General features: G+C 41.9%; 25 protein-coding genes. 11 read left to right on the top strand and 14 right to left on the bottom strand.

Annotated features, from left to right (window positions below; all coding sequences use genetic code 11):
- Genes DXX94_RS07625 through napE form a run of 3 tightly spaced genes read right to left on the bottom strand, consistent with a single transcriptional unit; the run spans window position 1 to window position 1124 of the window.
- Window positions 1-342 (bottom strand): chaperone NapD, encoded by a 342-nt coding sequence (locus DXX94_RS07625; protein ID WP_116014943.1) that lies wholly within the window; start codon window positions 340-342, stop codon window positions 1-3.
- Entirely contained in the window at window positions 323-895 is a 573-nt protein-coding gene (gene napF / locus DXX94_RS07620) for a ferredoxin-type protein NapF (RefSeq protein ID WP_116018385.1), read from the bottom strand. The genes DXX94_RS07625 and napF overlap by 20 nt, the downstream gene beginning before the upstream one ends.
- A gap of 58 nt (window positions 896-953) precedes the next feature.
- Window positions 954-1124: a periplasmic nitrate reductase, NapE protein gene (napE, locus tag DXX94_RS07615; RefSeq protein WP_115999158.1), complete on the bottom strand. Its 171-nt coding sequence runs from the start codon at window positions 1122-1124 to the stop codon at window positions 954-956.
- A gap of 238 nt (window positions 1125-1362) precedes the next feature.
- On the opposite strand from napE, the gene DXX94_RS07610 reads away from it, so the two are divergent.
- Complete coding sequence (locus DXX94_RS07610; RefSeq protein WP_116014942.1) at window positions 1363-2886, top strand: tRNA(Met) cytidine acetyltransferase TmcA; 1524 nt, start codon at window positions 1363-1365, stop codon at window positions 2884-2886.
- A gap of 41 nt (window positions 2887-2927) precedes the next feature.
- Window positions 2928-3836: a GNAT family N-acetyltransferase gene (locus DXX94_RS19770; protein ID WP_116014940.1), complete on the top strand. Its 909-nt coding sequence runs from the start codon at window positions 2928-2930 to the stop codon at window positions 3834-3836.
- A 42-nt stretch (window positions 3837-3878) separates the two neighbouring features.
- Here the strand turns inward: DXX94_RS19770 and DXX94_RS07600 are convergent, their stop codons facing one another.
- Both DXX94_RS07600 and DXX94_RS07595 read right to left on the bottom strand, forming a co-directional pair.
- Window positions 3879-4151, bottom strand: coding sequence for a hypothetical protein (locus DXX94_RS07600; RefSeq protein ID WP_116014939.1), 273 nt, complete (start codon window positions 4149-4151; stop codon window positions 3879-3881).
- Entirely contained in the window at window positions 4148-4336 is a 189-nt protein-coding gene (locus tag DXX94_RS07595; RefSeq protein ID WP_116014937.1) for a hypothetical protein, read from the bottom strand. Before DXX94_RS07595 ends, DXX94_RS07600 begins: the two co-directional genes overlap by 4 nt.
- 127 nt (window positions 4337-4463) lie before the next feature.
- On the opposite strand from DXX94_RS07595, the gene DXX94_RS07590 reads away from it, so the two are divergent.
- Window positions 4464-5345: an ABC transporter ATP-binding protein gene (locus tag DXX94_RS07590; RefSeq protein WP_116014936.1), complete on the top strand. Its 882-nt coding sequence runs from the start codon at window positions 4464-4466 to the stop codon at window positions 5343-5345.
- Between the two features lie 2 nt (window positions 5346-5347).
- Window positions 5348-6361, top strand: coding sequence for an ABC transporter permease (locus tag DXX94_RS07585; RefSeq protein WP_116014934.1), 1014 nt, complete (start codon window positions 5348-5350; stop codon window positions 6359-6361).
- 37 nt (window positions 6362-6398) lie between these two features.
- On the opposite strand, the gene DXX94_RS07580 is transcribed toward DXX94_RS07585, so the two are convergent.
- The 4 genes from DXX94_RS07580 to tal form a co-directional block, all read right to left on the bottom strand.
- Entirely contained in the window at window positions 6399-6833 is a 435-nt protein-coding gene (locus tag DXX94_RS07580; protein WP_116014932.1) for a hypothetical protein, read from the bottom strand.
- A gap of 132 nt (window positions 6834-6965) precedes the next feature.
- Window positions 6966-7472, bottom strand: coding sequence for a DUF6942 family protein (locus DXX94_RS07575; RefSeq protein ID WP_116014931.1), 507 nt, complete (start codon window positions 7470-7472; stop codon window positions 6966-6968).
- A gap of 166 nt (window positions 7473-7638) precedes the next feature.
- Window positions 7639-7812, bottom strand: a complete 174-nt coding sequence (locus tag DXX94_RS07570; RefSeq protein ID WP_115999165.1) for a DUF3545 family protein — start codon at window positions 7810-7812, stop codon at window positions 7639-7641.
- Window positions 7813-8196: 384 nt separating this feature from the next.
- A complete protein-coding gene (gene tal, locus DXX94_RS07565; protein WP_116014929.1) occupies window positions 8197-9147 on the bottom strand; it encodes a transaldolase in 951 nt (316 codons plus the stop codon).
- A 14-nt stretch (window positions 9148-9161) separates the two neighbouring features.
- Here tal and DXX94_RS07560 point away from each other — a divergent pair, with 14 nt between their 5' ends.
- From DXX94_RS07560 to DXX94_RS07545, 4 genes are all read left to right on the top strand, one after another.
- Window positions 9162-9395 carry a hypothetical protein gene (locus tag DXX94_RS07560; protein ID WP_116014928.1) on the top strand — a complete coding sequence of 78 codons (234 nt, stop codon included), beginning with the start codon at window positions 9162-9164 and terminating at the stop codon, window positions 9393-9395.
- A 173-nt stretch (window positions 9396-9568) separates the two neighbouring features.
- Complete coding sequence (yaaA, locus tag DXX94_RS07555; RefSeq protein WP_116014926.1) at window positions 9569-10348, top strand: peroxide stress protein YaaA; 780 nt, start codon at window positions 9569-9571, stop codon at window positions 10346-10348.
- Between the two features lie 119 nt (window positions 10349-10467).
- Window positions 10468-10989 carry a TIGR03546 family protein gene (locus DXX94_RS07550; protein ID WP_116014924.1) on the top strand — a complete coding sequence of 174 codons (522 nt, stop codon included), beginning with the start codon at window positions 10468-10470 and terminating at the stop codon, window positions 10987-10989.
- Window positions 10986-12782, top strand: coding sequence for a TIGR03545 family protein (locus tag DXX94_RS07545; protein WP_116014923.1), 1797 nt, complete (start codon window positions 10986-10988; stop codon window positions 12780-12782). Before DXX94_RS07550 ends, DXX94_RS07545 begins: the two co-directional genes overlap by 4 nt.
- 133 nt (window positions 12783-12915) lie before the next feature.
- Here the strand turns inward: DXX94_RS07545 and DXX94_RS07540 are convergent, their stop codons facing one another.
- Complete coding sequence (locus tag DXX94_RS07540; protein ID WP_258872122.1) at window positions 12916-13377, bottom strand: nuclear transport factor 2 family protein; 462 nt, start codon at window positions 13375-13377, stop codon at window positions 12916-12918.
- Window positions 13378-13651: 274 nt separating this feature from the next.
- Here DXX94_RS07540 and DXX94_RS07535 point away from each other — a divergent pair, with 274 nt between their 5' ends.
- Together DXX94_RS07535 and eda are read left to right on the top strand one after the other, a co-directional pair.
- Window positions 13652-14275 carry a CCXG family PEP-CTERM protein gene (locus DXX94_RS07535; protein WP_116014921.1) on the top strand — a complete coding sequence of 208 codons (624 nt, stop codon included), beginning with the start codon at window positions 13652-13654 and terminating at the stop codon, window positions 14273-14275.
- Entirely contained in the window at window positions 14259-14729 is a 471-nt protein-coding gene (gene eda / locus DXX94_RS07530; protein ID WP_116014920.1) for a bifunctional 4-hydroxy-2-oxoglutarate aldolase/2-dehydro-3-deoxy-phosphogluconate aldolase, read from the top strand. The genes DXX94_RS07535 and eda overlap by 17 nt, the downstream gene beginning before the upstream one ends.
- A 204-nt stretch (window positions 14730-14933) precedes the next feature.
- Here eda and DXX94_RS07525 read toward each other — a convergent pair whose 3' ends face one another.
- From DXX94_RS07525 to fldB, 4 genes are all read right to left on the bottom strand, one after another.
- Window positions 14934-15305 (bottom strand): DoxX-like family protein, encoded by a 372-nt coding sequence (locus tag DXX94_RS07525; RefSeq protein WP_116014918.1) that lies wholly within the window; start codon window positions 15303-15305, stop codon window positions 14934-14936.
- 82 nt (window positions 15306-15387) lie between these two features.
- Window positions 15388-15738, bottom strand: coding sequence for a 5-carboxymethyl-2-hydroxymuconate Delta-isomerase (locus DXX94_RS07520; protein ID WP_116014916.1), 351 nt, complete (start codon window positions 15736-15738; stop codon window positions 15388-15390).
- 196 nt (window positions 15739-15934) lie between these two features.
- A complete protein-coding gene (srmB, locus tag DXX94_RS07515; RefSeq protein ID WP_116014915.1) occupies window positions 15935-17188 on the bottom strand; it encodes an ATP-dependent RNA helicase SrmB in 1254 nt (417 codons plus the stop codon).
- A gap of 192 nt (window positions 17189-17380) precedes the next feature.
- Window positions 17381-17917 (bottom strand): flavodoxin FldB, encoded by a 537-nt coding sequence (gene fldB, locus DXX94_RS07510; protein ID WP_116014913.1) that lies wholly within the window; start codon window positions 17915-17917, stop codon window positions 17381-17383.
- A gap of 300 nt (window positions 17918-18217) precedes the next feature.
- On the opposite strand from fldB, the gene dsbC reads away from it, so the two are divergent.
- A complete protein-coding gene (gene dsbC, locus DXX94_RS07505; RefSeq protein ID WP_116014911.1) occupies window positions 18218-19006 on the top strand; it encodes a bifunctional protein-disulfide isomerase/oxidoreductase DsbC in 789 nt (262 codons plus the stop codon).
- The last annotated feature ends 96 nt before the right edge of the window (window positions 19007-19102 follow it).

Below are 19102 nucleotides of genomic sequence, written 5' to 3'. Positions count from 1 at the left end.
TTAGTTCACCTCGGTTGTTACTGGCGCTTGTGGCTCAGTGAGAAATTGGTGGTAAACCGGCGAAATGCTTAAAAACTCGTCGGTTAGACGGATTTGATCCACGATTTTGGCGATAGCCTTTTGGCTACTGGCCTCAACGGTAAAAACGATTTTTCCTTGTTCGCTATGGCCATGAACCTCACAGCCTTGGTAGCTATTAACAAAATGGCTTAATGCTTCAACCAACTGTGGTGGTGCTTGTGCAACAAAACTGGCGATATGGTATTCGCTGGCCTGAGCTGTCTGTTGGTCATTTGCTTGTTGGTTGTTAGCTTGCTGGTGATTAGCGTTGGATTGGCTCATGATTGAGCTCCTCAAATTGAGATGCTGAATAACCAGCACTGTTAGTATTTTGGTTGATGGCAATTGCTTTTTGCGGGCAGGTGGAAATGCAAGCGCCACAGAGCGTGCAATCGTCGTTCTTAATAACGGGTACGGGAATTGCGCTGGTAATAAACTGAAAGCTGATGGCGCGGCTGTCACAAATATCGCGACAGCTTTGGCAGTAAATTTGGTTAGTCGCTAAACAGGTGCTGTTGATTTCAATGTCGGCCAGCCATGGTCGATTGGCTTCGCGATGTGCTTGCGCGATGAATAACGGCTGGTCGCACTGGCGCTCACATTCACCACAAAAGGTACATTCCGCTTGACTAAAATCAATAAATGGAAAGCCCATACGGTCGCGTTTGATAACTTGTGTTTCACAGTGTTCAACACACTTATTGCATTGTGTGCAGGTCGCGGTAAAAACCGCTTCACTAGCTGTCCACGGCAAGCGTATTGGGGCTTTTTCTACTTGAGCTTTAAATCGACCTTTTAACAGTTGTCGACGTGCTCGATTAGCAACTTGTTCCATCACCATTCACTCTAAATTGCAGCTCAGCGTTATTTGTGAAAGTGCTAAGAATGGGAGCTTAGGAAGTTGGCGGCCCAGTTAAAATTTGTGATATCCAGACGATAAAGCCATAACCGCCGACTATCATCACAGCCAAAATGGGACCGAGAAAAACAGCAATAAAAATGAAAAGGTTACGCTCGTATTTTTTTTCAAGCGCTTGCTCTTGAGAGTTAGTGTCGATATTCATAACCTGTGCCCTTGGATTGAATATGCAATCAGTCTAATAAAAGTTGAGCGAACAAAACTTGATCTAGATTAAATAGTAAAACGTAAGTGTAAGTGCCCACTTATGATCTAAGTTTTATTACTAGCCGCTAGTACATAGATTTAAGTTTAGATTACAATGTCAGCTTTTCACGATTTAAATAAGTACTAGTAAATTAAACTTATTTATCAACTGCCTAGATATTTTTGTTATCAAGTTAATGTTAGAAACTTCTATCTCCAAAGGTTTTACCGAATTCAGCGCTGGCTTGCTTGACGCTCGTCATCGCGGTGCAATTTTTTTGTCCGGCAGTTTTTCCTGGGCGGTAGATTGGTATTTCAGGCATCACACTTGTAACCAGACTCAAACTCAGAATCAAATTCAAGGCCAACTCTCAGAGAAGATTAACGAGGCTAAACAAGCTGAACCAACTGGTCCGACCGGTCTAGCTGAGCTTGGCGCAATATTTTGCGAAGCAGCAAGTGAACCGTTAAGTGATATCTTCTGCGCGCAGTGGCGCGCCTTCAATAAGGTTGAAAGTGCTGGTGAGCCGGAAATTAACTTTATTTCGAGCAAAACATATCGCCACCACCTAGGGCGTGAAAACCACGCTATTTTTTTTGCCGACCCTGCATTTAACCTAGATGCGTTCGCCGCGTTAAGTGGCACGCTTGTCGCGGGTGGCATTATGTATATTTGGCTTAGCGATGAGTCAAATGTTGATGAAGCTGAGCAAGTTACTACTTCTAACTTTCTTGAGCGACTTAAAGCATATGTTGCTGATCAACAAGGTATTTATCATGTTTACCAAAGCCAAACTGAACGAACGGTCTTTGGGCGATATTTAAAAGATGAAAGCACAGTATTTTGCAATGCAAAAACAGAATCATCTCATCAATTCCCAGCAGCAAGAGAAGCAAGAGAAGCGGGGCTGCCGTCAGATGCTCTGTTACCAGCCATAACAGCACAAGCGACTGCGGAACAGTTAATTGCAGTAAAATATATCGAAAAAGTATTAACAGGCGGGCGCAACAAACCTTTAGTGTTAACCGCCGATCGAGGACGAGGAAAATCCACCGCTTTAGCACTTGCCACCGCGCAACTGTTTTTTGCCAGTGAGCGAGCGCTTAATATCGTCATTACCGCACCACATAAAATGGCACTAGGCGTTTATTTTACTCAACTGCGTAAGTTGTTAGATGATTCACAGGAAGGTAAATATCAGATTAGTGATCACCAAATTACTTGGCGACAACACTGCTTAACCTTTATGGCCGTTGATGAGCTGTTGCGCAGCCAATATCATTCTAAATCTAACCCTGACTTATTGTTGATTGATGAAGCAGCAGGAATTCCGGTATATCTGCTCAATAAGTTAGTGGCGCAGCATCACCGTATCGTTTTTAGTTCAACTATTCATGGCTATGAGGGGGCAGGTAAAGGGTTTACTGGCAAGTTCATTCCTATGCTGTCAGCTAAAGGCCTGCAAGTAAAAACGTTGACTTTAAACGAACCTATTCGTTGGGCAAATCATGATCCGCTTGAGCAGTTAATTTTCAAGACTTGTTTGCTAAATGCGAGTTTGGGCGAATTAGATGTGTGTGCTGTCAAAGAGCAAGGCTTCGCACCTGAGTATCGCTATTTTACCGGCGATGAGCTTGCTCAGAATGAACAATTGTTAGTGCACGTATTTGCGATTTTAGTAACGGCTCATTACCAAACCAAACCAAGCCAAGCGACTTAAAGCTCCTGTTAGACGATCCTAGTATTTCAGTTGCTGTTCAGTTGGTTCAACAGCAAGTGGTCGCTGTTGCTTTGTTGATTGAAGAGCAAGTGGTTGATAAAGCGCTTCAACCCGCTATCGTTAGCGGTCAACGTAGGCTCAAAGGACAGTTAATACCGCAATCGCTGGCGCAACAAAGCCAGTTACCTCAAGCGCTAGAGTTTCGCTACTTAAGAGTGATGAGAATCGCGGTTCATCCAAGTGCGCAAGGGTTAGGCTTTGGAAGCGCATTGATAAACGAAATAAAGGGTTATGCTCAGCAGGCAGGTATTGATTTTGTCGCAACAAGTTTTGCGGCGTCTTCAAATGTCGTTAACTTCTGGCAAAAAAATGGTTTTACGCCCGTTAAGCTTGGCTTTAATCGAGATGCCTCAAGTGGTGAGCATTCTTTAGTGATGCTCAATGATGCGAGCTTACAAGCAGCGCAACAAAAATTTGTACAGCAAGTCTCTGCCGAATTTTATGAAGCACTTAGCTGCTGGCTAGCCGATGAATTTAGTCAGCTTGATTATTCACTGGTGATGAAACTTCTGGCCATAGCACCTAAAAGCAGCTTACCGCCAATAACAGCTCGTGATCGTGAAAAGCTGCTCGCCTTTAAAAATAATGCAAACTTGTATCGACTTGCACGCCCAAGTCTTGCTCGCTGGCTACAAGTTTACATTGCCAAGATTAGTGTTGCACAAATTAACATTGATCATGGTAACGTTGACCAAAATAGCGTTGGCCAAAACAACCTTGCTCAAGAAAACCTTGCTCAAGAAAACAAAGCAAAACTATTAGCAGCGCTCAAACCTTTAGTTGCTAAATGTTTAATGCTTCATCAAGACGCCGATGTTTGCCAGCGTTTTGGCTTTACTGGCAAAAAAGCCCTTTATCAGCACTTTCAACAGCTAATAAAACTAAGCTAGAACTTATTACCGTTATTACTTCAAGGGTTGCCTCAAGGGTTGTTACAAAGATTGCTGCAAATGCCATTGCCAGTACCTTTGCATGCGCAAGTATTGGCAGTGTTTCTGTTTAGTTGCTTGGCACTCTTCGTGGGATAAAATTCGACTTAAATAGTAGTTAATGTATTTTACAATCTGTGTTTCTGGTGAAGTTTGGTAGCTCAGTAAAAGTACCTGTAACCATTGCTCCATGATCGATAGCGCTTTGGTGTTGCTTTCTTTTTCTTCATGAGTGCCTTTATTCTCTTGACTAGTTTTTTGCATATAAAACGTCATAAGCTCACCTCATCATTATCGACACTACTATTAAGCAGTGATAACCAGAGCACTTGCTTTGCATTAGCATCTAAGCAGCGACAGTCATTCCCTTTGACTTGTCCTTGATAAATAAGCTGCATCAGTAAATCACTCGACATCTCTATTTTGACTTTCGCTGGTATTGCGGTATGAGTTGATGGCATAGTTTCGTTACCCTGTTTATCTCTTTTTTAATAATCTAGCTGACAAAATCATTCTTGTAAATGATAATTATTATCATTTGGTGCTTTGTAGTTCAGCTAAGTAATAGCCATTGACAATGAGGAAGGAATGCAACCGATTTTAGAGGTTAAAAATTTAGTCAAACAATATCGCGAATTGTTTGCGGTTAATGATGTCAGCTTTGCTATTGAAGCTGGCCAGTGTTTTGGATTGCTGGGCCCAAATGGGGCAGGTAAAACAACTACTATCGAAATTATGGAAGGCATCATCAAGGCCAGTTCAGGGCAAGTGCTTTATCAAGGAAAACCCGTTACTTCGGCGATAGCGCAACAAATAGGTATTCAGTTTCAGCATACCGCGTTGCAGGACTTTTTAACGGTAAAAGAAACATTGGATTTATTTTCATCGTTTTACCAGCATTCGTTACCGCATGAGAAATTGATAGACCTGTGTGACTTGTCGGAATTTTTAAACCGCGACAACCGACTGCTTTCTGGCGGTCAGCGTCAGCGTTTGTTATTGGCATTGGCCTTAATTAATGATCCAGAAGTCGTGTTTTTAGATGAGCCTACAACGGGGTTAGATCCACAAGCTCGACGCAATTTTTGGCAACTTATCCAAAATATCAAAGCGCAAAATAAAACCATTGTGTTAACCACCCACTACATGGATGAAGCGGAACAGTTGTGTGACCAAGTAGTCGTGATGGACCACGGAAAAATAATAGAGCAAGGCCCCCCCAATGATTTGCTCACCAAGCATTTTGGCCATGTTTTTGTGTACCTACCAACCGAGCAAGTACCCAGTGAATTGGTAAGTGAGCATAGTTGGCAAATTAACAATGGCAAAGTTGAAATCGTTAGCGAGAATGTTGAATCAACGTTAAGCATGCTTATTGCCAAACAGGTGCCATTGGAACAACTACAGGTGAAATCAGCTAACTTAGATGATTTGTTTTTAAAACTTACCGGCCATTCTTTGCGGGAGTAGTGATGAATTTCAATCGATTTTTTGCCGTATTTAAAGCACGTAATTTAGAGTTTTTCAGAGATAAGTCGTCGCTCGGTTGGAACCTTATTTTTCCAGTATTGCTCTTGGTGGGATTTGCCTTTGTTTTTAATGATGATAACAAAGCGGTTTATAAAGTAGGGCTTGTGTTACCAGACACAGCAACTCAGCCTGAGCATGCTTTTTTAGCCGTCAAACACATTGAGTTTATCGAGTATGGTGACTTAGAAAAAGCGAAACAAAAGCTAACCCGCCATAGTGTTGACCTGTTGATTGATTTCGACAATCGCGAATACTGGCGCAATGAGTTATCTACGAATAGTTACTTCACCGAAAAGCTCTTTCTCGCCGAAGAAGCTTCATTTAGCGCAAAGACAGTAGCGGGCGAAGCCATTCGTTACGTCGATTGGGTGCTACCAGGTATTTTGGGAATGAACATGATGTTTAGCTGCCTATTCGGGGTTGGCTATGTCATCGTTCGTTATCGTAAAAATCATGTACTCAAGCGCTTGAAGGCAACGCCGTTGTCGGCATTAGAATTCGTCTCGGCGCAATTACTCTCTCGCTTGTTTATTGTCACCTTTATGTCGACTGTGGTGTTTGTTGGCTGCAATTTTATGTTTGATTTCTACATGTTGGGTAGCTACTTAGACTTGCTTATTGTCGCGATGCTGGGGGCGATGAGTTTAATCACATTGGGGTTATTAGTGGCTTCGCGCAGTAAAAGTGAAGAGTTAATTGGTGGTTTGTTAAATTTAACTTCTTGGCCAATGATGCTGCTTTCTGGTGTGTGGTTTAGCCTAGAAGGCGCACCGCAAGAGGTTCAATGGTTCGCTGATGTGTTACCACTAACTCATTTAGTCAGTGCCGCGCGCGAGATCATGACTGAAGGTGCTACGCTTGCCGATGTTAGTTACCATGTAACTGTGTTAGCGATCATGACCAGCGTGTTTTTGGCATTAGGGGCATATTTGTTTAGTTGGAATACTGATCGCTAGCGGTCAGTAGTTTTGGAAAACTGGATAAAAAGCGAGATTAGTAGTGCTCGATAATTTGCTGGCGCAGCCACTGGCTTGCGCTGGCGGTATCATGAAATCGTTTTTGTAGTCCTTGCTCTACTTGCTGCTGTGCGTGGTACTGTTGAGCAACCGAAATATTGTAGATAGCAGACATTGATGGCGAGCAAACAACAGCTTTACCAGCAAAGCTCGGCATGTTCAGCAATTGTTTATTGTAGCGATTAGAAACTTCAAAAGCGCCTGGTGTTGCGCCTCTAAAGCCAGAAGTATCGATTATTATACCAAAGGGTTTGTGGCTGAGTTTATTTACTTGCGTTGCGACACAATCAATGTATTTGGCAGCCGACTGCTCATTAGCTTCACCGCGTAGGATGATTCTGAGAATATCTTTTTCTATCGCTAACTGAAACTTTCCGTGAGCAACATTTAAAATGGCTGATGAGGTAGACAACTTACTTACTTCAATTACATTTGATTACAAACTGGAGGCGAAATTTACCTCGTATAAAATCGTTAAACAAGCTTTATTTTTTAATATTTACAGCCTGTTAACACCTTTATTCATATAACACATTATGAACGCTTATAGCTGTTGAATTAGGCGTACTAATTGGCTGATTTTTACATTCGATAACTGTCGATAATCGAAATAAGGACAGACAATTGTTCGAGTGTTTGTGTTGATAGCAAAAAATTCGTTTAACCACTGACAACAAGCGGCAACCCCTAATTTATCTGCATAGGTTTTGCCAATCACAATGTGAATTCTTTCCATGTGATTAGCGCTTGTTGGTTGATATGACTCACTGCCATTAAATAATAAACACTGCTGGCTGTCGCTATGCAGCAAATTAGTATCTCTTAGTTGTTGCCAAGTCTTAAAGTCACCAGGGTTGCGTTCAAACTCTAATTTAGCAAAAACATTGAAAACTTTTCGCCAATGGTTACCCGTTTGTTGGCCAATCTGATAGATATCTTCTCCTTGCATATCATACATTTCATCGAGGTTTTGATAAAAAGGAAGCGGAGGAGTATTTTCGATATAAAAATAAATTGGGGCGTCGAGCGAGCCCAAGCCAACATAATGCATAACAATGTAAGTGAATGGAAATAGCTAGCTATTATCGCTAGCCTGAGCGGTTACTCACAAGCTGCTTTTTACAAGAAGCAATAAAAAACCCGGCGATACCGGGTTTTTGCATGATTAGTTGATTTTATTTAGCTTTGTTAATGTTTAATTAGTTAATTAATAGCGCTTAAAATTCATCTAACATATATTCCAACGAGTCTTCATAAGCCCTCAATTCTTTCTCTAGTTGGAACTTCTCTTTCAGTTGTTCAATTTCACGCCACTTACGTTTTTTGTTAGTACTTGCTTTGGCCTTCGGCTGTTTTTCGAACGAGTCCAATACTGCTTGAAGTTTATCCATGGAATGCTCCTTTTTTCTACAACTGCATGTTTTAAATATCACACCTGCGCGCATAATAAAACAGTTTTTGTGATCTTTTTTTGACAGAAAAATGAACATTGATTACTAATTGGTTACACAAAGTCACAAATTTGATTTGGTTCAAAGTGTTAATAAAAAGTCTCAAATTAGGGTTACGAAAAACGAAAAATAAGCAAGGTACTTCGCGCGACAGGGTAGCGTTAGTACTTTATAAATAAGGCTTGGCGAATAGTTTGAATCAACGTACTTGGGAATTTTGAAAGGGCAATAAAAAAGGCGGCTGTCGTTGTAAAAACGAACTAAGCCACCTTTTATTGACGCAAATTTTCGCTTAGTTAAGCGAATCAATTTGGCCCGTATAGATTAAAATAATTCAGCTAACTGACGCTCAAGTTTTTCTTGGTCAACAGCAAAATTGCGAATACCTTCAGCTAATTTTTCAGTCGCCATTGCATCTTGGTTCATTGCCCAGCGGAATGCTTGTTCGGTTAGTGCAGGCTCGGCAGCAATTGCTGCTTGCTCGCTTGATAACTGCTGTTCGACAGGCGAGTCACTTGCTGCAAGCTCATCCATTAATTGCGGGCTAATGGTTAAGCGATCACAACCAGCCAGCGCTAATACTTCACCTGTGTTTCTGAAGCTCGCACCCATAACAACTGTGTTGTAGCCTTTGGCCTTGTAGTAGTTGTAGATTTCAGTAACCGAAACCACGCCTGGATCTTCTAACGGCGCATACTCTTTCTTATCAGTGTTTGCTTTAAACCAATCTAAGATACGACCGACGAATGGCGAGATTAAGTAAACACCGGCTTCAGCACAGGCTTGTGCTTGTGCAAAGCTAAATAACAAGGTTAAGTTACAGTTGATACCTTTCTTTTCTAGAATTTCAGCTGCTTTAATGCCTTCCCACGTTGAAGCAAGCTTGATCAAAATACGATCGTTGCTAATACCTGCTTCGTTATAAAGTGCGATTAACTTTTCTGCTTTTGCGACACTTGCAGCAGTGTCAAACGATAAACGTGCATCAACTTCAGTTGAAATACGGCCAGGTACAACTTTCAAAATCTCTAAACCGATAAGCACAGACAATTTATCAGCAGCATCGATAACTTGCTGAGCGGCGTCATCTGATTGCGCTTTTGCCCAAGCGCAAGCTTGTTCTAGTAACGGCTGATATGCTGGTAGTGATGCAGCTTTTAATAGTAAAGACGGGTTAGTCGTTGCGTCTTGCGGCTGAAATTTAGCAATGGCTTCAATATCACCAGTATCGGCAACAACTGTCGTCATTTGCTTTAGTTGATCTAATTGATTCATGGATTTTCCTCTACATGAAATATGAATATGAAAAACAGAGTGATCGGCCAGATGATGAAAAATTACAACAATCTGCTGTTGAGTTGTTTGAGACTGTTGGTTATTTAACCGATAACAAGTGGTTTGTTGCCGTATTTTTATCAAATTTACGGCGCTTTGCCTACCGCTTAGCCAAGAATAAATTGGAATTATTAAGAATAATTGACCGATTGCTCAATAATGGCATTTTAACGCTTAGCTTTGTGTAGTTTTCCAGATTGCTGACATTTAATTGTGTTAAAGATTCATGTTCTATTTTGCTGAAGACTTATGTTCTATTTTGTTGATGACTCTTATCAATTATTTAGCAGGCATCTGCCATGTTTACGTAAAATCTGCTGTGGTATAGTGTCACCATTAATTGATTGAAAAGGCGATATTTATGTTAATTGTTGTCTCACCTGCAAAAAATTTAGATTACGAATCACCACTGGCAACGCAAAGCCGTACACAGCCAGAGCTGCTGGAGCACAGCCAAGCGTTAATAGATGTGTGTAAAACACTAACACCAGCCGATATTAGTTCGCTTATGGGCGTAAGTGACAAAATAGCGGGCTTAAATGCCGCGCGTTTTGGTGAGTGGGCAACGCCTTTTACTCAAGATAATGCACGCCAAGCGGTGCTTGCGTTTAATGGTGACGTTTACACCGGCTTAGATGCTGCAAGCTTTTCTGAACAAGATTTTGACTTTGCTCAGCAGCACTTGCGAATTTTGTCAGGCCTATACGGTTTATTAAAACCGCTTGATTTAATGCAAGCTTACCGCCTAGAAATGGGCACTAAACTGGCTAATGATCGCGGCACGAATTTGTATCAGTTCTGGGGTGAGATTATCACAGACAAAGTGAACGAAGCATTGTCTGCTCAAGGTGATCAAGTGCTAGTTAACCTTGCCTCAACAGAGTACTTTAAGTCTGTGAAGAAAAAGTCGTTAATGGCTGAGCGTTTAATCACTCCACAGTTTAAAGACTGGAAAAACGGTCAATACAAAATGATCAGTTTCTTTGCTAAAAAAGCTCGTGGGTTAATGGCGCGTTATATTATTCAAAATCAAATTACTGACGTTGAACAGCTGAAAGGTTTTGACTTAGCTGGCTATAGCTATAATGAAGAATTAACCAAAGGCGATGATTTTGTCTTTACCCGTCGTGAACAAGATTAACACGCCCTGGTTAAGTTCACGGTAAGATAAAGCGCGAAGGCTCATCTTGTAGCTTTCGTGCTTTATAACTATCTTACTGATAATATTGTTCTTTAACCTCGTGAGTGACAGGAGAGTATATGCTCACAATTTTAGCTAAGTTATTTCAGGCGTTACATTCGGAAAATTCAACACGCCAAATTGCTGCCGCGGTCGCGTTAGCACTCATTTTTGCATTATCTCCTTTGCTTTCGTTACAAGCCTTTTTCATTTTATTTGTTGTACTGCTGATTCGCGTGCACTTAGCGTCGTTTTTAGTGGCCATCACAGTATTTGAAGGGTTGAGGGTGATGCTCAACACTACCATCACCAATATTGGTGAAAGCTTATTAACCAACGCCAGTTTGCAAAGCTTATTTACTGGCTTGTATCAATTTGGCGTATTTAAGCTGGCGCAACTACACCATACCTTCAACTTAGGGGCGTTAATACTTGGTAGTGTCTTGGCTATTCCGCTGTACTTTGTCACTAAAGTGTTAATTGATAAATATCGCGAACATATCAAAGCCTTCTTCGAGCGTTTGGCGATAGTCAAGGCTCTCAAAGCGAGTCGGGTATTTGCCATTTATCAGGAATTGCCAAAGCTGGGAGGTCGAGCATGAGCAAAGTGATCCGCTGGCAAGGGCTAATCGCTTTTGTAGTTATTCTGGCACTTATTCTTGGCTCTGTGGTGCTATTTGCTGGGCCGATTGCCAAAATGGCGATTGAACGCTTCGGTGGCAATTACACTGGTGCAGAAGTGAATGTTGGCAGAGTCGATGTAAACTTCGCACCTTTTGGTGTCGAAATTTGGCAGCTGCAAGCAACCGACCCCAAAGCACCAGAACAAAACATGGTCGCTTTTGAACATGCAGACGCAAGCGTTGATTTGTGGCCATTCTTATTTGGTAAAACCATTGTTGAAAATGTTGAAGTTAAGGCGTTGAGATTTAATACTGCCCGTCAATCGGCTGGCCGTGTTTATCGAGCGCCAGACGAATCTGCGATTGGTAATATGACTGAGCAGTGGCAAGGCGATATACAGGCCAATTTACCTGATCCCAACGAGCTGCTGGCGCAAAGTAACTTACTGACGGTGCAACGAGCCAAAGCACTGGAGGCCACTTATCAGCAAGAAAAAGATTTGGTTGAGCGCACTAAAGCTAAATTACCAACCAAAGAAACCTTAAAAGATTACCAAGCTCGCGTTAAAGCTTTAGGCGACGTAAAAGTAAAGTCACTGGCTGATATTGAAAAAATCAAAGCAGATTTTGACAAATTAAAAGCCGACTTTAAGCAAGAGCGCGAGAAGATCAAACGAGCAAAAGCAGATGTTATTGCGGCTAAAAATACGTTAAGCGAGCAGGTCGTTGCGCTTAAAAATGCGCCGAGTGAAGATTGGCAGAATATTTCACAGCAATACCAGTTACAAACGCTAGAAGCGGAAGATTTTGCGCATCTTTTATTTGGTGAAAAAGCGCGCGAATATTACCAGTGGGCAGATATTGTGTTTGCTCATGTTAAGCCATTACTCGCGAATAAAGGTGATGGTGAGAAGGTAGCGAGTGAGCAAACAGCTCTTGCTAAAGAACAAGGCCGCTTTGTGCACTTTGAGGAAGACTCACCCTTACCTAATTTCTGGTTAAAACAAGGCAGTGTAGAAGTGGTTGCAGGTGATGCGCGTTATCAAGCTAAGCTCAGCGATATTACGATGCAACATTGGCTAATCGACAAGGCCAGTGATATCAAAATCGCTGCGGATGGTATTCAAGGTCAAGGAGAGTTAGATGCGGCTCTGGATTTCTCATTAGATGCTAGCCAGCAACTGACTAGCCAAGGTAATTGGCAGTTGGCTAAGCTACCGCTTAACAATATTGGCTTACAAGAAACCGATAACCTAACGCTGCAACTGGTGTCTGCGTTGTTGTCGGTTGTCGGTAATATGTCGGTTAATAATGGCGAGCTGGCACTTACCAGCGATTTTGATTTAGCCAGTAGCCAATTTGATGGTAGTGCCGATTCAAAAATTGCCAATGTGGTACTCGATGCCCTTAAAGCGAATCAAGCGTTGGGGTTAACCGTTAATGCTAATGGTAACTGGCTATCACCTGACTGGGGCGTTAGTTCAGACTTAGACAATATTTTGGGCAATGCACTAGCACAACAAGTAGAAACGAAATTGGCAGGCTTTAAGAGTGAGCTACAAGCTGGGCTCAACGATAAAATGGCAGGTTCATTATCACTTGGTGAAGGTCAGTTAGGCGAATTACTTGATTTTGAAGCCTTGCTTAGTGACAGCGATAAAGCCTTTGAGAATTTGGCGAATAACGATGTAGTAAAACAGCAACGTAAAAAGCTAGAAGATAAAGCGAAAGACAAAATTAAAGACAAGCTAGGTAAGTTATTTGGCGGTTAAAACTAGCTTAATAGATCTTTACTTTAGCTAGTGACAAGGCCAGTCACCATTACAAGTCACCAGACCGAAAAGCCCAGCGATGGGCTTTTCTTTTTTCTTTTCTTTCGCGTTTAATTGCAAACGGCTGTGCACTTTAGTTACTGGGACTTTTAGTTGAGGGAATGGGTAAGTTATGTGCTTGTAGAAAACTCAGCTTATCCCAGTATCCACGTTGCATCACAATTAAACCGTTTTGAATATGGAAAAAGCCGCAGCCTCTTAAGCCAATCGGATCTTTCCATTCCAATATTGCCCATTCACCGTCTTGAAAAATATTGTCGACGATACATTCCATCTCGGCATTGGCGAATTCTTCGCGAAACATTTGATAAATTGCTTGCCTGCCAACAACGGGTTCATTTGCGACTTGATGGTTAACCGCATCACTGTGATAGAAACTACTCAGCAGCTCAGCGTCACCTTTATTAAATGCAGCAACCCACTGTTTTACTATCTCTTTAGGTGATGCGATCGTTGCCTTTACTGTCTTACCGTCAGTATTTACCTCGGTACTTACATCGGTATTTGTATCGGCATTCATTTGTGACCTTTTCATAATATTCCCATTTTGGCATTCGACCCAATATTTCATTGCAAAATGCAATGATGATCTCTCGCAATGTGCAAATAGCTTATTTTAGTTCACACACCTTATCGTCTAACTGTTTGAAAGGTATTGATTAAATATATTGGCGTTAGTTTTGCTTCAACAAATATTGTGTAAAGCGTTACTTAGCGAGTGAATTAAACAGTGTATCGCCAGTAATGTCTTATCGTTTTAACAACTATACACGAGCTTGAAACCTCGTAAGCAGTAAGGAGTGGCTGTGATGAAGGCTAGTTTATCAAACATGTTATTGGGGTTGATATTGTGCTGCTGTTCAGTTTCTCTCAAAACTCAGGCGGCATTAATTACTTATGAAACCCAAGGCTTTACAGGCAATTTTTCCAGTTTAGATTTGAAAACCATCTGGCTGAATTTAGATGGTGATATCAATTCACAGTCGCTTGATGAATTTGAGCGGGTATGGTCGGGCAATCAAACCTTTAGTCATCTAACCATTGAGCTGAATCTTGCAGAAGATACTATTTGGACACTACAAGCTGGCTTAGACGCCGGCTTAGGGGCTCAAGTCTATGTAGATGGTATCTCAATTTTTAAAGACAGCACCGATCTGTGGTGGGCATATAATTGGAATCACAGCGATACGGTTAAAATTGAAAACCTAAGTCTTAGCCAAGGCTTACATCAGCTTGAATTTTATTGGTTAGAAAACTGCTGTAACGGCTTTAATAGTATTAGATTTACCGAGCAAAGTTCTGGTATTACTTCGGTGTTAAATCGAGCGGCACTGAGCTCATTTGAAATTCCGAATCCCGTTTCAGTTTCACTCTTTGGATTAGCCTTAGTCGGTTTATTTTTTACTAGCTTTAAACGTGATTACTCGCATTAAAACTGAATTGCCAGATCTTATCGTCGGTGCAGGTACGGTAACCAATGCTGACATTTTACAACAAGCGATAGCGGCAAAAGCTGACTTTACTATTACACCCGCTGTTTCTGAAAAATTGCTCACACAACTCGCACAATGCGGGTTACCGGTATTGCCGGGCGTATCAAACACAGGTGAGATTTTGCTTGCAAGAGAGTTTGGCTATCAAGAATTAAAGCTATTTCCTGCCGCGTTATCGGGTGGTGCAAAATTTTTGTCATCAATTTCGTCTATATTTCAAGATATTAGTTTTTGCCCAACGGGCGGCGTGACCGCTGAAAATAAAGCCGATTATTTATCACTCGATAATGTGTTTGCCGTTGGAGGTACATGGGTTGCGAGTAAAGACTGGGTGGCAACACACAATTGGCAAGCCATAACAGGTGCATGCTTAGCAGCAAATCAACCTCATTAAATTAGAGATAAAAACCGGTAAGGACACCGCTACGAACTTTCCCGCTGGTAACATTAGCAGTGACGATGTGTAGATTTTGTTTACGACGAGAAAGCTGGTGGCTAAGCGCTGCTGGCCGTCAATGCCGTTCGCACGTTATCAATTGTTAACAGCCTTGAAATGTCAGTAATAGTTGAAATGCTTATGGCAATAGCCAGCAAGCATCTAGTTACTGTGTTGCTTTTCACTCAATAAGATAACGCTTAGTGCGATTAAGGAAATATTGGTGGTCACTGGGTTAAAAGTTTCAATTAGCAGTTGCGGCTGCATAATGGCAACAAACCCCAATAAACCAAGTAAGGCCAGAATATTTAGAACAACTAGAGGCTTGTGTCGATAAAAGACAAATAAGGTGATGCTAAACAGTACTTCACCGACGCCAGCTGCTTTGGTAATAAGATATGAGTACTCTGCTGAAAATCCAAAGCTGGCTGTCATCTGTTTTTCAAGCGGTGCAATATGTACAAGCTTGGGAAAAAGGCCATGGTAAATCCAGCTAAAACTGACAATAATTCTGGCGATTTGAATGGATGACATAACTAGTTCCTTGTTGTCACTTGCTCGTTCGTTGTTGGGGGGATAGTTTAAGAGCCAACGAATATGGATAAATGCTTAGCTGCTAGCACTTGGCTTTCAGGTAGCTAGCTCTATCTATATCAACCACTTCGATTGTGATTTCACAGCTATTCCGTACTCGCGTGTTAAGCGCGTTCAATACACTTTTACTTAGCAGTTGTTTTTGCTCTTCACTGCGACCTGAAAGTATTTTGAGTGTGATATGAATAAAGTCTGATGGGCTCTTTTTTGATTGGTTACTGCCTACTTGATAGCTGTTAAAGCTAATAGCCCTGACTTTAATATCGCTGCCGTCAGGCTCAAATTGGTTACTTGCCAATGCTCCTTGAAAAACGGCTGAAACAAGCTTGTTGCTATCAAGTGTACTGGCGTGTTCGATAATGCAATGGGGCATTTTCTAGTTTAAATTGCTAGTTTAAAGTTTTATGAAAGTAGCCTAATGCTACCTAATTGAAAGGCAAGAAAAAAGCGCTAACTTATCAGGTGATAAGTAGCGCTTTTTTATTCTTTTTGAAAAAACGACAATTTAACTGGAGTCACTTATTTAGCAGCTTATGTAAGTGCCTTTGTCGTTATAATTAGTGGGGCGATTATTTTTTCTTCGCTGATTTCTTTGCCACTTTTTTCGCGATTTTCTTCGCTTTAGCTTTTTTCTGTGCCGCCGATTTTTTCACTTTCGGCTTTTTCATCGGCACTTTAGCTTCTTTAAATTTCGGTCTAAGCTCGTCAATTACACGGCGTTGCAGGCGCTCTTTGGTATAGCGCTCAATCTTACCGATGGCTAGCATATCGTGTGCTTCTACCAATGAAATTGCTGTACCTTTGTTACCAGCACGGCCAGTACGGCCTATACGGTGCAAGTAAATATCGGCTTTGCGTGGCATATCAAAGTTAATCACGTGGGTGATATCGTCAATATCTAAACCACGGGCTGCAACATCGGTTGCCACTAAAACATTAAGCTCGCCTTTGCGTAAGCGCTCAACTGCGCTGTTACGCTTGTCTTGTGGCATTTTGCCTTCTAACCAAACACATGGAATCTCAGCGCTGTAAAGTTTGCCCGATAAGAACTGGACGGTTTCGCGCTTGTTGGCAAATACCACGGCACGTTCTACTTCTTCTTGTTTAAGAATATTCGTCAGTAGCTCAAGCTTGTGCTGCTTGTCGTCTGCTAAATGCAACCATTGGTGGATTTTTGCTTTTTCTTTGCGCGATGGATTTGCTTCTAAGTACACTGGCTCATCAAGGATGTCTTTGGCGAACTTGATCACGCCAGCACCTTCAAGTGTTGCCGAGAACAACATGGTTTGTTTGCGCCAGCGTGCTTCACCGATAATTCGGTTAATGGTGTCAGCAAAACCCATATCTAGCATGCGATCCGCTTCGTCCAGAATGAGGATCTCAATTTCACGAGCATCGAATTGTTCGTTTTCAATGTACTCCATTAAACGACCTGGCGTTGCGATCAGCATATCGGTGGTGGCCGTTAGAATTTCTTTGTGGCTGCCGTAGTTAACACCACCGGTGATGACACCAGTTTTAATGTTAGTGTGGGCGGTTAGCAGCTCGTTTTGCTCGCTAATTTGTAGCGCTAATTCGCGTGTTGGTGATAATACGAGTACTCGTGGAAAGCCCGGCTTTGTACGTGGGTAATCCAGTAAATGCTGAGCAGCAGGTAATAAAAACGCAGCGGTTTTACCTGTCCCTGTTGGCGCTGAGGCTAAAATGTCTTTGCCGTCCATTGCTTCTGGCAGCACTAACTGCTGAATTGAAGTGGGCTTTTTAAAACCGGCTTTGGCAATGCCACCGATCAGGTCTTGGTCTAAATCAAACTGCTCGAACATGAATATTACGTCGCTACTTGGGCACAAAGATGTGCAGATTATAGTGTGAAACTGTTTATTTACCTAAAAGTGGCTTGTGCCAACATAAATAATCGTTGGGCTTGCACTCTTAGTTATTGTCTTTAATGTCGCGTGGGCCGTTTGCAAGCGGCTTTACGCTAGATTTCTTGCGTGAATTTGGCGATTGGTCAATTAAGCCAGAATATCAGCAATCTCTTCCAATACACCTTGGCACCATTGGCTGATACGGGCGTCAGACTGGTCATATTGGTTGTCTTCATCCAAAGCTAAGCCAACAAATTGGCTGCCATCTTGAGTCAGGGCTTTTGAGGCTTCAAACTCATAGCCTTGGTTTGGCCAGTAACCAATGACATGACCTCTTTGCTCAACCACACAGGTGTGCAGCATACCTAAGGCGTCTTGGAACCATTCGGTATAACCAATTTGGTCGCCCATACCATACAAGGCAACAATTTTATTGGCGAAGCTAATGGTTGCTAGGTCTTGCCACTGAGACTCCCAATCTTCTTGCAATTCGCCATAATCCCAAGTGGAAATACCTAAAATCACTAGATCGTAATCGGCAATTAAAGACAAAGGCTCGTCTTTAATATTGTGCAGCTCAACTAGCGGTGTACCAGTGTCATCGTTACCCATTTCTGCTTGAATTTTTTCCGCAGCAATCTCGGTATAACAAGTGGTTGAGCCATAAAATAAGCCGATTTTCATTGGGTTTTTACGCCTTGCTTTATTGGTGTTCCAACTAAGATGATCCTCAGCCAAAAACGAATTGAAATTAAAACGGGCGCGAGTTTAGCAGAAATGGCGCATTCTTCGCCACTACTATTCATTCAATTGCTACAGCGACTCACGCATTCAGCATGGTATAGATCCGATAGCTATAGGCTTAGGTTTGCAATTTTAATGCGTAGGTTGTAATTTTAGCCATCGAATCAGGGTCTGTGTGTTCACTTGGTTGCTAATAGCCAATAATCTCGTAACCCTATTACCCAATTTTGGAAGATGTAAATGAAAAAGCTGTTTTCTGCCGCGGTTTATGCCAGCGCGCTTCTTTGTTCTTCTTTTGCGCTTACCGCACATGCTGAAAGCCCAGAGCAAGTTCCAGCAGCTGTTGCTAACGCTTCAGCGGCCACTTTTAATGCTGAAAAATTAAAACAAACCATTAGTCAAACATTAGGCTTGGAAGTGAGCACTGCCCGCAAAACGCCAATGCCTGGCTTAGCTGAAATTGTTACTGAACAAGGCTTGTTTTACACCAGCTACGATGGTGAATACTTTATTCAAGGTAAGTTATTTAATTTAGGACCAAACGTTACTAACTTAACGGAAACTAGCCTAGCGCAAGTACGTTTAGACGGAATGGCTAAATTTGAAAAAGACATGATTGTGTTTCCTGCGAAAAACGAAAAGCATGTCGTGACAGTATTTACTGACATTACCTGTGGTTACTGCCGTAAATTGCACAACAGCATGGAAGAGTACAACGATTTAGGTATTACCGTTCGTTACTTAGCTTACCCTCGCGCTGGTGTTTACCAATCGCCAGGCACTTATACGCAAGGCTTTGAAGACTTGCGCTCAATCTGGTGTAACGAAGATCCTGCCAAAGCGATGACACGTGCCAAAGCGGGTTCAAGTGTTGCTCGCCGTATTTGTGATAAGCCAGTGGAAGAAAACTTTAAATTTGGTCGCCAAGTTGGCGTGAGTGGTACGCCAGCAATTATCTTAGCAAATGGTTTTATGCTGCCGGGCTATCGTGATGCCGATGACCTAATGAATATTTTAGAAAACCTATAAATTTAGTCGTTTTCTTAAATAGCAAAGGCCGCAGTTTATTGTGGCCTTTTTTATTGGCTTTTTTCGTTGGCTTTTTTTCATTGGCAATTGGTGTGC

The sequence above is a fragment of the Thalassotalea euphylliae genome (assembly GCF_003390375.1).
In the GTDB taxonomy this organism is placed as follows: domain Bacteria; phylum Pseudomonadota; class Gammaproteobacteria; order Enterobacterales; family Alteromonadaceae; genus Thalassotalea_F; species Thalassotalea_F euphylliae_A.
This window is presented reverse-complemented; position numbering and strand designations above follow the sequence as displayed.